The sequence below is a fragment of the Janthinobacterium violaceinigrum genome (genome assembly GCF_009208555.1).
Lineage (GTDB): Bacteria > Pseudomonadota > Gammaproteobacteria > Burkholderiales > Burkholderiaceae_D > Janthinobacterium > Janthinobacterium violaceinigrum.
Window position 1 is genome coordinate 1 of the sequence record NZ_WFLI01000057.1, and the last position, 14315, is coordinate 14315.

Below are 14315 nucleotides of genomic sequence, written 5' to 3' on the forward strand. Positions count from 1 at the left end.
AGGTCAACTTGATCGGCCACAGCCACGGCGGCCCCACGGCCCGCTATGTCGCTTCCGTACGGCCCGACCTGGTGGCGTCCGTCACCAGCGTGGCGGGCGGCAGCCACCCGCTGCCGGCCTTCCTGGGTGGCGCGCTGCTGGGCGGCCTGACCTTGCTGCTGGCCGTGCTGGCCTGGCCGGGCTTGCTGGGCACGCGCGTGGTGGGCATGCTGGCGCGCTTCAGTCCGCCGTTGCCGGCGCGCGTGGGCAGTTATCTGCGCGCCCGCTGCAGCGCCTGATGCAGGGCCTGATGCAGTACCGGGCAGGGCAGGGAAATACCGATCAAGCGGCGCGCTGCGCCTGCGACAATTTACTGGATACGCGAGAACCACATGAGTGAAATACTGTTTGGCCTGTTTGCTCTGATCAGCGCGCTGGTGGTGGTGTTCGTCATCGCCTTGAGCATTCATTGGGGCAATAAACGCGAGACGGGGCTGGTGCCGTACGTGTTCTATCCCGTCATGCTGTTGATCGTGGTGACGGCCATCCTGTCGAACCGCGATATCTCCGGCAACGAGATCCTGCTGACGGTGCAGACGGCGCGCCATCCTGCCGGCGTCTGGTTCGGCCGGCTGACCTCGCTGTTCGTGATCTTTGCCTGCGGCGAGCGCATCCTGCACCGCCTGGTGACGCGCGAAGTGCAGAAGCCCATGCCGATGCTGCTGTTCTGGGCGCTGCTGATCTATTTCCTGACGAATATCCTGAGTCCCGCCTTCCTGGGCAGCCACACCGATGTCTCGCATGAATACCTGTACATGTTCCTGGCAGGCTATGCGGGATTGCTGATGACGCCGAATGAGGTGGACAAGAGCATCATGTCGATGCGCAATGCTACCTTGCTGTTCCTCGTGTTCAGCGCCGCCGTCGTGGCCTGGAATCCGAACATGGTGCTCAACAAGAACTACCATGGCTTGCTGCCCTTTCTCAGCGTGCGCTATGCGGGCCTGGCCAGCCATGCGAACAGCCTGGCGCCGATGGCGGTCGCTTTCCTGCTGTGCCTGTGGAGCAAGCCGTATGCCTGGCGTTCGCTGAACCTGTTTGCCTGGGCACTGGGCCTGGGCAGCCTGCTGCTGACGCAATCGAAAACCAACTGGATCGCCTGCATCCTGTGCTTTGCCTGTATCGCGTACTTCGGCTTCCGCGAGCAGATCAAGGAACGCCTGTTCGACTACCGCCGGCCGCAGCTGTCGATCATCGCCATCTTCGGTTTCATCCTGATGTGCGTGCTGGGCATGTTGCTGGTGATGTTCGGCAATATCGACGCCAAGCTGGCGCGCTTCGCCTCGAGCAGCGAAGGGTTTGAACTGCTCAGTCTGACGGGTCGCGACGTGATCTGGCAGGTGGCCGTGCAGGAATGGCACAAGAGTCCCGTGTTCGGCTACGGCTTGCCGCTGTGGGATGACGCCTTCCGCCTGAGCATCGGCATGCCCTACGCCACGCATGCGCACAGCCAGTTCTACCAGAGCCTGGCCAGCGCCGGCACCGTCGGTGCCGTCGGCCTGGTGCTGTACGTGATCGTGCTGCTGTACGGCGCGGCGCGCACGGCCAAGGCCAGCAAGGGCCTGTCGATGGCCCTGTTCGTGCTCATCGCCAGCCGCTCGTTCAGCGAGGTGCCCCTGTCGCTGGCCGGTTTTGCCGCCGAGGCGCTCACGCATTTGCTGCTGCTCATCATCGTGGCCGCCTACTATCCCACGGCCGACCGGCAGGCCGTCAGGGCGCGCAAGGTCCGCGTGCCGGGAATGGCGTAATGCTGTGTTCCGTCATCATCCCGCTGTATAACAAGGGGCCGTACGTCGAGGCGACCTTGGCGTCGGTGCTGGCGCAGACGCATGGCGACTGGGAAGTGCTGGTGGTCGACGACGGTTCCAGCGACGACGGCGCGCAGCGCGTGCTGGCCTGCGCCGATGCGCGCGTGCGCCTGATCCGCCAGGCGAATGGCGGCGTGTCGCGCGCGCGCAACCACGGCATCGCCAAGGCGCGGGGTGAACTCGTCTGTTTTCTCGACGCGGACGACCTGTACGCGCCCGATTACCTGCGCACGCAGGTGGGCCTGGCGCAGGCGTTTCCCGACGAATGCTTCTTTGCCACGGGCTACACCAGCTTCGCGCCCGGCAGCACGCCGGACATGGCGACTTCGCCCGTCGCGCCCGCCCAGGCGCAGCGCATCGATGAATTCTTCACGCACTTCAACCACCACTGGCCCTTCTTCTGCACCAATTCCGTGGCCGTGCGGCGCGCCGCGCTGGCCGCGCTGCAACCGTGTTTCCCGGAAGGCGAGCAATTTGGCGAAGACCTGGACCTGTGGTTTCGCCTGGCCGAGCGCCACCGCCTGGTCCTGGCGGCGGCGCCCCTGGTGGCCTACCGGCGCGAAGTGGGCGGCAGCCTGACGGCCATCCTGGGACGCGACGTGGTCTTGCCCGTGTTTCTGCGGCTCGAAGCGCGCGCGCGCGCCTGGCCAGCCAGCAACGGCGCGCGCCGTCCCGCCTTGCTGCTGGCGTCGAATGCGCGCGTGGCCGTGGTGCGCGAACTGCTCGAAGGGGGCCGGCGCGGCGCCGCCCTGGCCGAACTGGCGCGCGCGGCGCGCGATGGCGTAACGCGCCACTGGTGGACGACGGCGGCCATGTGCGTGCTGTTTACACCGGGCATGACGCGGCGCTGGTCCTTGTGGCGTAAATCACGCACTCCCGCTTAATTCCGGCGTTGCCGTTAGGCATTTCGGTATAATTGCGGCATACGCCTGAGTTCTTCGGGCGCAGAAACCCCCTTATCCATGTACGAAAAAACCGTACTGTTTGCGTTACGGTAACGTTGTACGAGTTAAATAGTAACCAAAAGTAATGTTTTCTCGACGCTCAACCCGCCCCCCGGCAAAGGAAGCCCCCGCCATGAAATCTAGCAAACGTCCACTGCTGCGCGCCGCCTGGCTATTGTTGTTGCCGCTGTGCGGACTGGCCCAGGCTGACTGGGTCCAATCGAGCGAAGCCCTTGCCGTTCGTCCGCTGCCCGACAATATGCAGTCGCAGCCGCAAAACCCGCCCACCTTCACCTGGTCGCGGCATGCCACCCTGCCGCCAGCCTATGTCATCCAGGTGATGCAGGGCGGCGCCGTGTATAAAACCTTCAATGCCACGCGTAATTGGTACTTGCCGCCGAAATCATTTCCTGCCGGCAGCTACACATGGCGCGTGCGGCCATCGACGTCGCAAGAGTGGTCGAGCCCCCGTAACTTTGTAATCGGTAGTAACTCACAGTTGTTTGAAGTGCCGGAAAATGTGACTTTGCGTAACACCATCCTGAACAAGGCACGGCCGCGCTCATTGCCGAGCGGCACCAAGCTGTTTTCCGCGTGGACGGCAGCCATGCGCACGGACCGCACGCCCGCGTTGAATGGCCTGACGGGCGAAGTCAAGTATTACATGACGGGCCTCAAGACGGTGGCCGACAGCGAATGGCCGCTGGTGCCGGGCGCGATCCGTACGGCCGCCGTGGTGGCGCAGGCGGCCAACATCATGACGCGCGTCAATCCGAATGCGCGCCAGCTGGAAGGCGCGGCGCTGCTGTACCGCCTGACAGGCGACAAGATCTACCTCGATGAAGCGATCCGCCGCGGCGACCAGTTCGCCGCGCTGAACCTGACGGGCCCCACCAGCTATGCGAACCAGGACATGGCCAGCCGCGTCATGGCGCAAAGCCTGATCAAGGCCATCGATTACCTGGGCACGGCGCTGGTCGTCAATGGCGATGCCACGCGCCGCAACAAGTGGCTGTCCGTGGTGGCGACGCGCACGAATGCGCTGTACAAGGACCTGTCGGCCAACGGCGGCCGCCTCGACCAGTACCCCTACGATTCGCACGCGGCCACCAGCATGGCCTATCTGACCCTGACGTCGACCCTGGCGCTGGGCGACATCCCCGATGCGCAGACCTGGTTCGACTTCGCCTTCCGCGCGTTTGCCAGCTCGTTCAGCATCTGGAGCGGTCCGGAGGGCGGTTTCGCCAACGGCACGGCGTATGCGGAATACGAAGCGGACTTCGCGCTGCAGATCTGGCCGGCGCTGGCCCAGGCCACGGGCGTGAACATGTTCGACAAGCCCTGGTCGCGCGGCTTCGCGCAATTCCTCATGCATTTCGTGCCGCCGGGCCAGCAGACGCACGTCTTTGGCGATGGCCACGAGACGGCGCCCGAGTACCGCTTCATGAAGGGCTTCGCCTCGCGCTACGCCACGCCGCAATCGGCCTGGTACGTGAAGAACCTGACGCGTCCGGACGACGTGCTGACCACCTTGCAGTCGCCCTATCCGATGCCCGTCAACAGCGTGACGGCCACGGCCACGCCGCCGGCCAACGCCGCCTACTACCCGAGCATCGGCTGGACGGCCATGCACAGCAACCTGGCCGACAGCGGCCGCACTTCGCTGTACTTCAAGTCCAGCGCGTACGGCTCGTTCAATCACAGCCATGGCGACCAGAACGGCTTCGTGCTGTTCAGCGGCGGCGTGCCCCTGCTGACGGAGACGGGCTGGTATGACTGGTACGATTCGCCGCTGTGGAATTCCTGGTACCGTCCGTCGAAGTCGCACAATGCGCTGACCTTCGACGGCGGCGTCGGGCAAAACGTGGATGGCTATGAAGAGCCGCTGGCGCGCAATGGCCGCATCACGGCGTTTTCCACCACGGCGGCCGTCGATTACGTGGAGGGCGACGCCACCCTGGCTTACGCGGGCTTGCTGAAGTCGGCCGTGCGCAAGATCTGGTATGTGCGCGGCACGGACACGGCGGTGATCCTCGACCAGTTCTCGTCGGCCACGCCGCGCGTGTTCGAGTGGAACTTCCACGGTTACGCCCCCATCGTTGCCGACGCTGCCGGCAAGATCTCGATCACCAACCAGAGCCGCAAGGTGTGCATCGTGCCGCTGGCCACGACGGCGCAGCGTTTCGAACGCCGCGTGGGGCCGCCGCCGCAAGCGGGCACCTATGAAGACCATGGCGTGTTCGTCAAGGCGGCCGCTGCCACCAGCGGCGAATTCCTCACCGTGCTCGACGTGGGCTGCAAGAATACCGCCGTCAGGCTCGACACCAGCGGCGGCTTGCGCAAGGTGATCGTCGGCACGCAAACGTTGACCTTGCCGCTGCCCAAGTAAGGTCCGCGCGCAGCACCCGAGAAAAGCAATGCCAACCCTGGCATTGCTTTTTTTTTGCGCCGCAGCATGTCGCGAGCATGCTGCTTTTCATGTAACATAGATAATAAATTCATATGAGTATCGGGTGGTGTAGACTATGCCCGAGCCTTGTTTTCCCTTAGATGCGCCAGGTAGACGGTTGCCCCATGCCCTTGAAGATTTTACAATTTGTACCGGAAAGCCTGCCCACCTTCCGCGCCGATGTCGCCGTGCTGTTCGGCAAATACCTGCCGCGCCACGGCGTCGAATGCGACATCGTCGGCATGCCTACGCCCGCTTCTTCCGCTGCGTCCGCGACACCGGCGGCGCAGGGCTTCCGCTCCGTGCGCAGCGGTCGCTTCCGGCACAACCGCATCGCGCGCGAACTGGCGTTTCAATGGACTTGCCTGCGCGCCTTGCTGGCGGCCACGCGCGCCAACTGCGACGCGATCCAGGTGCGCGACATGGTGCCCACAGGACTGATGGCCCTGCTGGCGGCGCGCCTGAAGGGCATCCCCTTTTATTACTGGGTTTCGTTCCTGATCAGCGAAGGGCGCATCGAGCGGGCGCGCAGCAGCCTGGCGCAGCGCCGCACCGTGCGCGCGCGCCTGGTGCTGTGCAAGGGCCTGGTCGAGCGCTGGCTGCTGTACCGGGTCGTGCTGCCGCGCGCCGACCATGTCTTCGTGCAAAGCGATGCGATGCTCGAACTGATGCGCGGGCACGGCATTGCGGCGCAGCGCATGAGCGCCGTGCCCATGGGCGTGGATACGGAAGTGCTGGGCCAGCAATCGATCGCGGAATGCCGGCCCGCGGGCTGGGAAAGCGTGCCGCTGCTGGGCTACCTGGGCACTCTGGACCAGTCGCGCCAGCTCGAACGCCTGCTCGACGCCTTGCTCATCGTGCGCCAGCAGCTGCCCGACGCCTGTCTGCTGCTGATCGGCGCATCGGATACGCCGTCCGACGTGGATGAATTGCTCGATTACGCGCAGCGCGCGGGCCTGGCCGACGCCGTGCGCGTGACGGGCTGGCTGCCGTCCAGCCAGGCCTGGCCCTTGCTGGCGGGTACCGATGCAGCCCTGTCGTATTTTCCACGCGGCACGATCGGCGATGTCTGCTCGCCCACCAAGCTGCTGGAATACCTGGCCCTGTGCCTGCCGGCCGTGGGCAATGACAATCCCGACCAGGTGCGCGTGCTGTCGGACAGCCAGGCGGGCTGGCTGACGGCCAGCAATCCGGCCGCGATGGCCGTGGCGATGACGGAGATTTTGCGCGACGTGCCGGCGGCGCGCGCGCGCGCCTTGGCCGGCGCCCCGTATATCGAAGCGCAGCGCAGCTACCGCGTGCTGGCGGCGGAATTGGCGCAGCGCTACCGGGCCCTGGCTGCCGCCTGACGGCATGTGTACAGACAGCAAGTATTTGTTGCCGATTCAAGCCGTGGCGCGCAGAATGAAGCTGGCCATGCTGCGTGAAAGCAACTGGAGTGTGGCCTGATCGGTGTAAAAATAGGTGCGTCCATAGCTCAATTACAAATTTATAACATATAATGTCAATATGACTACTGTAATGTTGCTTGGACCCGCGCTCAATGCGGTCAGCGGGGTGACGACCCATTTGAATCAACTGTTTTCCTGTTCCCTGTCGCGCGACTTTCAACTGGTGCATTTCCAGGTGGGAAGTGAAGGCCGGCAAGAGTCGCGCTTGCGCAAGCTGCTGCGTTTTGCCTGGAGTCCCGTTCAGTTCGTGCGCGCCTTGCGCGTGCACCAGCCGCAGATCGTGCATATCAACACGTCGATGGAAGTGAAAAGCTATTGGCGCGACCTCGTGTACTTGCTGCTGGCCAAGGCCATGGGCAAGCGCGTGCTGTACCAGGTGCATGGCGGCGCCTTGCCGCAGGTATTTTTTGGCGGCAAGGGTCTGCTGACGGGCCTGCTGCGGCGCGTGCTGCGCCTGCCCGATGCGCTGGTCTTGCTGGCGCAGTGCGAATTGCTGGGCTACCGCCGCTTCGATGCGGCGCTGGCTCCTGAAGTGATACCGAACGCCATTGATGCGGGCATGGATGCGGGCGCCAAGCCGCTTGCGCCGCTGCGTCCGCTGTCGCTCGTGTATGTGGGCCGCCTGGCCGACAGCAAGGGATTGTTCGAGCTGGTCGAGGCGATGCGCCTGGTGCGCGGCGCCGGCGTGGCGGCCACCCTGGCGCTGGTGGGCAGCGGCCCGGCCGACGGGGCCCTGCGCGAACGGGTGGCGGCGCTGGGCTTGCAGCAGGAAGTGACGTTCCTGGGACAGAAGTTTGGCGCGGAAAAAGACGCGGCGTGGCGCGATGCCGACCTGTTCGGCTTTCCCACGCACCATGAGGGCTTGCCGTACGCCTTGCTGGAAAGTATGGCCGCGCGCACGCCGGCCCTCGTGTGTCCCGTGGGCGCGATTCCCGATGTGATGCAAGACGGCGTGCATGGCGTCTTCGTGCCGCCGCGCAATGCGCAGGCGCTGGCCGATGCCATCGTGCGCCTCGATGGCGACCGCGCCCTGCTGCAGCGCATGGGCCAGGCTTGCCGCGAGCGCATCGAGCGCCATTACACGGTGGAACGCCTGGCGCAGGATTTTCGCCGCGTCTATCGCACCCTGCTGGCGCCGCCAGCGATCTAGTCGGACCCTTTTTTAAGCGAGCCTATATGTGCGGTATTGCCGGTTTGATTTTCCCCTCGTCCGTCGCCGGCCTGCCTGCGGCGCTCGACGCCATGGGGCGCGCCATCGCGCACCGCGGTCCCGATGACACGGGCGTGCTGCAGGCGGCCACGGCCGACGGCGCCTGGCAGGTGGGCTTGCTGCACCGCCGCCTGTCCATCATCGATATCGCCACGGGCCACCAGCCGCTGGGCAACGCGGATGGCGACGTGCAGATCATCTTCAACGGCGAAATCTACAATTTCCAGCCCCTGCGCGACGAGCTGATCGCGCTGGGCCACCATTTCCGCACGGCATCCGACACGGAAACCATCGTGCATGCCTACGTGCAATGGGGCGAGGATTGCGTGCAGCATTTCCGCGGCATGTTTGCGTTTGCCATCTGGGATGCGCGCAACGAGCGCCTGTTCATGGCGCGCGACCCGTTCGGCAAGAAACCCCTGTTTCTGTGGCAGCAGGAAGGCAAGCTGGCTTTCGGTTCGGAAATCAAGGCCCTGCTGGCCTTGCCGGACGTGGCGCCGCAGGCGGACCAGGCCGCCATCTGGGATTATTTTGCCTACCGTTACGTGCCGGGCCCGGCCACCTTGTTCCAGGGCATCCGCAAGCTGGCGCCCGGCTCCACGGCCACGTGGGAAAACGGCGTGCTGCGCGAACGCGTGTATTACACGCCGCCGGACAGCCGGCCCCGCGCGGCCGCGCCGCTGCCGGCCGACCCCGTCGCCACCTTCCTCGACAAGCTCGACGAATCGGTGCGCATCCGCATGATTTCCGACGTGCCCTTCGGCGCCTTCCTGTCCGGCGGCATCGACTCGTCGGCCGTGGTGGCGCTGATGTCGCGCCATGCGGGCGTGCCCGTGAAAACCTTTTCCGTCGGCTTCAAGGAGGGCGGCTTCAGCGAACTGGCGTATGCGGCCGATATCGCCCGTCAGTTTTCCACCGAACACCATGAGCTGGAAGTGTCCGTCGACCAGGTCATCGCCTTGCTGCCCGACCTCGTGCGCTTCCGCGACGCCCCCGTGGCCGAACCGTCCGACATTCCCATCTATTTGCTGGCCAAGGAATCTCGCAAGACGGTGAAGATGGTCTTGACGGGCGAAGGCTCCGATGAAATCCTGGGCGGCTACCCCAAGCATGTGTACGAGCGCTATGCGGGCAACTACCAGATGCTGCCGGGCCTGCTGCGCCGGGGCTTGATCGAGCCGGCCATCGGCGCCTTGCCCTACCGTTTCCGCCGCGCCAAGACGGCCATCGTCAACCTGGGCCTGGAAGCGTTCGACGAGCGCATGCCGCGCTGGTTCGGCATGATGTCCGACCAGGAACGCGCGCGCCTGGTGGCCATGCCGGCGCCGGCGCGCCAGCGCGATCCTTCGCTGGGCTGCGGCAACGGGGACAACAGCGCCTTGCGCCGCATCCTGTGCTTCGACCAGCTGAGCTGGCTGCCCGACAACCTGCTGGAACGGGGCGACCGCATGACCATGGCCGCGTCGCTGGAAGCGCGCATGCCCTTCATGGACCACGAACTGGCCGCGTATGTGGCTAGCCTGCCGGACGACTACCGCGTGCGGGGCCGCACGACCAAGTGGATCTTGCGCGAAGCCATGAAGCAGTTGCTGCCGGAAAATATCCTGTCGCGGCCGAAAGTGGGTTTCCGCGTGCCTGTCAACGAATGGTTCCGCGGTCCCATGAAGGATTATCTGTACGACCACCTGACGGGCGCCGATTCCCGCACGCGCCACTATTACCATGCGGCGGCGCTGCAGCAGGTGCTGGCTGAACACGTGGCCGGGCGGCAAAACCACGAGAAGTTGCTGTGGAGCTTGCTGACCCTGGAAATCTGGCACCGCCAGTACCTGTGATATGCCCATGCTGAGTAACCTGTCCTGGAAACTGAACCGCTTGCGCGCCATGGGGGCGCCCGAGGTGGCGCACCGCGTGCGCGATGCCGTGCAGCAAAAGCTGCAGGCGCGCGGCTATGGCCTGGCGCACGTGCCGCCCACCGCCGCGCGCCAGCGCTTCGGCGCGCCATGGCTGGGATTGCCTGTTGACGCGGCGCCGCACCTGGCGGCGGCCGAACGCATCCTGGCGGGCCGCTTCGACGTGTTTGCCCTGCGCGATGCGGACCTGGGTTTCCCGCCCGAATGGAACCGCGACCCGAAGACGGGCACCGTGGTGCCGCTGGGCTTTGGCAAGACGCTCAATTACCGCGATGAAGCGGTGGTGGGCGATATCAAATGCCTGTGGGAACCGAACCGCCACCTGGCCGTGGCCGACCTGGCGATGGCGTACCGGCTCGGCGGCGACCTGCGCCATGCGCACGGCGCGCAAGCGTTGCTGGAATCGTGGTGGCAGCAGTGTCCGTATCCGCTGGGGCCGAACTGGAGCAGCGCGCTGGAACTGGCCTTGCGCCTGGTCAGCTGGTCGCATGCGTGGCAGTTGCTGGGTGGCATCAACAGCCCCTTGTTCCAGGGCGCGCAGGGACAGGCGTTCCTGCAGCGCTGGCTCGACAGCATCTACCAGCATTGCCATTTCATTGCGGGACATTTTTCGCGCCACTCGTCGGCCAACAACCACCTGTTCGGCGAATTGACGGGCTTGCATATTGCCGCGCTCACTTGGCCTTGCTGGCCGGAAAGTGCCGGCTGGCTGGCGCAGACGGAACGGGAACTGGAAGGGGAGGCGCTGAAACAGAACGGCCCCGATGGCGTGAACCGCGAGCAAACCATTTATTATCAGCACACGGTGGCCGACGAGATGCTGCTGTGCGTGCTGGCGGGCCAGGCCAATGGCCGTCCCCGCTCGGCCGCCTTTTTGCGGCGCCTGGAAGCCATGCTGGAATTTATCGCCGCCATGCTGAACGTGGCGGGCGAAGTGCCGATGATCGGCGACGCCGACGACGCGCAACTGGCGCACTGGGACAAGGCGCCCGGCGCGAGTCCCTACGCTTCGCTGCTGGCCAGCGGCGCGGCCCTGTTCGGCCGCGCCGATTTCAAGGCCAAGGCGCGCGCGTTCGACGACAAGAGCGCCTGGCTGCTGGGCGAGGCGGGACGCCAGGCGTTTGACGCCTTGCCGGATGGCGCGCCCGATACCCTCCCGCGCGCCTTTCCCGACGGCGGCTACTATATGATGGGCAGCGGCTTCGGCACGCGTTCCGAAGTGCGGCTGATTGCCGACGCCGGTCCGCTGGGCTACCTGGGCATCGCCGCGCACGGCCACGCCGATGCGCTGGCGCTGACCTTGTCCGTGGCGGGCCAGATGGTGCTGGTCGACCCCGGTACCTACGCCTACCACACGCAAAAGCAGTGGCGCGATTATTTCCGCGGCACCAGTGCGCACAACACGGTGCGCATCGATGGCCGCGACCAGTCCGAATCGGGCGGCAACTTCCTGTGGCTGCGCAAGGCCCGCGCGCAGCGCCTGGCGTGGCGCGATGATGCCGATGGGCAATTCTGGAGCGCCAGCCACGACGGCTACCTGGGCTTGAAGGATGGCGTGCTGCACCGGCGCGACGTGCGCGTGGCGCCCGGTGCCGCGCTGATCGCGGTCGACGACGTGCTCGAGTGCCAGGGCGCGCATGAGGTGGAGCTGTTCTGGCACTTCGATCCCCGCTGCCGCTTGCAGCTGGACGGCCATGTGCTGCATGTGACGGGCGATGCCTTCGCGCTGGACATGCATGTGCCGCGCTTGCCCGACGCCACCGTGCAGCTGGTGTGCGGCAGCGACGATCCGCCGCTGGGCTGGATTTCGCACCGCTTCGATGAAAAGCAGGCTGCGCCTGTGCTGGTCTGGCGTGGGCGGCTGCAAGGCACGGCCACCTTGCGCACGGAGTTTCACCTGAGTTTGGCTACCCCTGATCTGTCAGAAAATACGAGGAAAACATGAAAATTAGCATATTTGGTTTGGGTTATGTGGGTGCCGTCTCGGCTGGTTGCCTGGCAACGGATGGACACGAAGTGATCGGCGTCGATCCGAACAGGACCAAGGTGGAGCTGATCAACCAGGGCACCACGCCCATCATTGAAAAAGACATCGGCGAAATGATCGCCGCCACCGTGAAAAGCGGCCATTTGCGCGCCACCTTCGACGTGCGCGACGCCGTCTTCGGTTCGGACATGTCGCTCATCTGCGTGGGCACGCCGTCGCAGCTCAATGGCAATCTGGACCTGAGCCATGTGCGCAAGGTGTGTCAGGAAATCGGCGCCGCCATCGCGGAAAAAGATACCTTCCACGTCGTCGTGGCGCGCTCGACCATGCTGCCCGGCTCCATGCGTTCGCTCGTCATTCCGACCCTGGAAGCGGCGTCGGGCAAGGTGGCCGGCGTCGATTTCGGCGTGTGCAACAACCCGGAATTCCTGCGCGAAGGCACGGCCGTCTACGATTACTACAATCCGCCGAAGACGGTGATCGGCGAATCCGATGAAAAGGCGGGCGCGTTGCTGGTGCAGCTGTATGAAAAGATGGATGCGCCGCTGGTGCGCACGGACGTCGAGACGGCCGAGATGGTCAAGTACACGGACAATACCTGGCACGCCGTGAAAGTGGCGTTCGCGAATGAAATCGGCAACATCTGCAAGGCCGTCGGCATCGATGGCCACAAGGTGATGGAGATCTTCTGCCAGGACACCAAGCTGAACCTGTCGCCGTACTACATGAAGCCGGGCTTTGCCTTTGGCGGCTCCTGCCTGCCGAAAGACGTGCGCGCGCTGACCTACAAGGCGCGCAGCCTGGACCTCGATTTGCCGCTGCTCAATTCCATCCTGCCGTCGAATCAGCGGCAAGTGGAAAAGGGCATCAAGATGATTGTCGACAAGGGCGCGCGCAAGGTGGGCATCCTGGGCTTCTCGTTCAAGGCCGGCACGGACGACTTGCGCGAGTCGCCGCTGGTCGATGTCATCGAATATCTGCTGGGCAAGGGCTACGAACTGAAACTGTACGACAAGAACGTCAACCTGGCGGCCTTGACGGGCGCCAACCAGGATTACATCCTCAATCACATCCCGCACATTTCCAAGCTGATGGTGACGAATATGCAGGATGTGCTCGATTTTGCCGACACCATCGTCATCGGCAATGGCGCGGCCGAATTCAAGACCGTGCCCGCCAGCCTGCAGCCGCACCAGCACATCGTCGACCTGGTGCGCATCAGCAAAGAACAAAGTGGAGAGCAATATGACGGCATCTGCTGGTAATACCGTGACAGGACAGCCGCGCCGGGTGCTGATCCTGGTGGAAAACCTGCCGTCGCCGTTCGACCGGCGCGTGTGGCAGGAAGCGACCACCCTGCATGCGAACGGCTATGAAGTGTCGATCATCTGCCCGACGGGCAAGGGCTATGAATCGCGCTACGAAGCCATCGACGGCATCCATATCTACCGCTACAACCTGCCGCTGGAAGCGGAAGGGGCGAAGGGCTATCTGGTGGAATATTCGCTGGCCCTGTTCCACACCTTCCGCCTGGCCTGGAAGGTGCATTTCGCGCGCGGCTTCGACGTCGTCCACGCCTGCAACCCGCCCGACCTGCTGTTCCTCATCGGCGGCTTCTTCAAGTTGACGATGGGCAAGCGTTTCCTGTTCGACCACCATGACATCAACCCGGAACTGTACGAAGCCAAGTTCGGCCGGCGCGATTTCTTTTACAAGCTGATGGTGCTGTTCGAGCGCTGGTCGTTCCAGAGCGCCGACGTGTCGATCGCCACCAACGAGTCGTACAAGAAGATCGCCATCGAGCGGGGCGGCATGCAGCCCGAGGATGTCTACGTGGTGCGCAGCGGTCCCAAGCTGGACCGCCTGCGCGTGCTGCCGCCCGTGCCAGCCCTCAAGAAAGGCCGCGCCTACCTGGTCGGCTACGTGGGCGTGATGGGCGCGCAGGAAGGCATCGACCTGCTGCTGCAGGCAGCGCAATACATCGTGCAGACCTTGAAGCGCGAGGACGTGCAGTTCGGCCTGGTGGGCGGCGGCACCTCGCTGGAGCAGATGAAACAGATGGCGCAGGACCTGGGCATTGCCGACTACGTGACCTTCACGGGACGCGTGCCGGACCAGCAACTGCTGGAAATGCTCAATACCTCGGACGTGTGCGTGAACCCGGACGTGGCCAACGACATGAACGACAAGTCGACCATGAACAAGATCATGGAATACATGGCCCTGGGCAAACCGATCGTGCAGTTTGACCTGGTCGAGGGCAAGGTTTCTGCACAGCAGGCATCCTTGTACGCATTGAAGAACGATCCTGTCGACATGGCGCGCAAGATCGTCGAACTGCTGGACGACCCCGCCCGCCGCGAGCAGATGGGGGCGTTCGGCCGCCATCGCGTGGTCAACGAGCTGGAGTGGGAGTATGAAGCGCCGAAGCTGCTGGCCGCGTATGCGCGCCTGTTTCCCGCCGCCGCGCCCGCCGCTCCGGTAACCTTGAGCAAGGACGGCCGCTGACATGCG

At 64.6% G+C, this 14315-nt stretch carries 9 protein-coding genes and 1 pseudogene; all 10 read left to right on the forward strand.

Annotated elements, in window-relative coordinates:
* Positions 1 to 98, forward strand: a pseudogene (locus tag GCN75_RS30015) (alpha/beta fold hydrolase); the annotation flags it as partial.
* Between the two features lie 273 nt (positions 99 to 371).
* Positions 372 to 1787 carry an O-antigen ligase family protein gene (locus GCN75_RS27235; RefSeq protein WP_152285136.1) on the forward strand — a complete coding sequence of 472 codons (1416 nt, stop codon included), beginning with the start codon at positions 372 to 374 and terminating at the stop codon, positions 1785 to 1787.
* Positions 1787 to 2731, forward strand: coding sequence for a glycosyltransferase family 2 protein (locus tag GCN75_RS29890; RefSeq protein WP_152285137.1), 945 nt, complete (start codon positions 1787 to 1789; stop codon positions 2729 to 2731). Before GCN75_RS27235 ends, GCN75_RS29890 begins: the two co-directional genes overlap by 1 nt.
* Before the next feature lie 193 nt (positions 2732 to 2924).
* On the forward strand, positions 2925 to 5180 hold the full coding sequence (locus GCN75_RS27245; RefSeq protein ID WP_226941599.1) for a heparinase II/III domain-containing protein: 2256 nt from the start codon (positions 2925 to 2927) through the stop codon (positions 5178 to 5180).
* Between the two features lie 185 nt (positions 5181 to 5365).
* A complete protein-coding gene (locus GCN75_RS27250; RefSeq protein WP_193317679.1) occupies positions 5366 to 6589 on the forward strand; it encodes a glycosyltransferase in 1224 nt (407 codons plus the stop codon).
* Positions 6590 to 6761: 172 nt separating this feature from the next.
* The gene (locus tag GCN75_RS27255; RefSeq protein ID WP_193317680.1) at positions 6762 to 7841 is read left to right on the forward strand and encodes a glycosyltransferase family 4 protein; all 1080 of its coding nucleotides are present in this window, start codon (positions 6762 to 6764) and stop codon (positions 7839 to 7841) included.
* Positions 7842 to 7867: 26 nt separating this feature from the next.
* Positions 7868 to 9736: an asparagine synthase (glutamine-hydrolyzing) gene (gene asnB / locus GCN75_RS27260; RefSeq protein ID WP_152285140.1), complete on the forward strand. Its 1869-nt coding sequence runs from the start codon at positions 7868 to 7870 to the stop codon at positions 9734 to 9736.
* A 7-nt stretch (positions 9737 to 9743) separates the two neighbouring features.
* Positions 9744 to 11759, forward strand: a complete 2016-nt coding sequence (locus GCN75_RS27265; protein WP_226941600.1) for a heparinase II/III family protein — start codon at positions 9744 to 9746, stop codon at positions 11757 to 11759.
* A complete protein-coding gene (locus tag GCN75_RS27270; protein WP_152285141.1) occupies positions 11756 to 13066 on the forward strand; it encodes a nucleotide sugar dehydrogenase in 1311 nt (436 codons plus the stop codon). The genes GCN75_RS27265 and GCN75_RS27270 overlap by 4 nt, the downstream gene beginning before the upstream one ends.
* Complete coding sequence (locus GCN75_RS27275; RefSeq protein WP_152285142.1) at positions 13047 to 14309, forward strand: glycosyltransferase family 4 protein; 1263 nt, start codon at positions 13047 to 13049, stop codon at positions 14307 to 14309. Before GCN75_RS27270 ends, GCN75_RS27275 begins: the two co-directional genes overlap by 20 nt.
* Positions 14310 to 14315 lie beyond the last annotated feature (6 nt).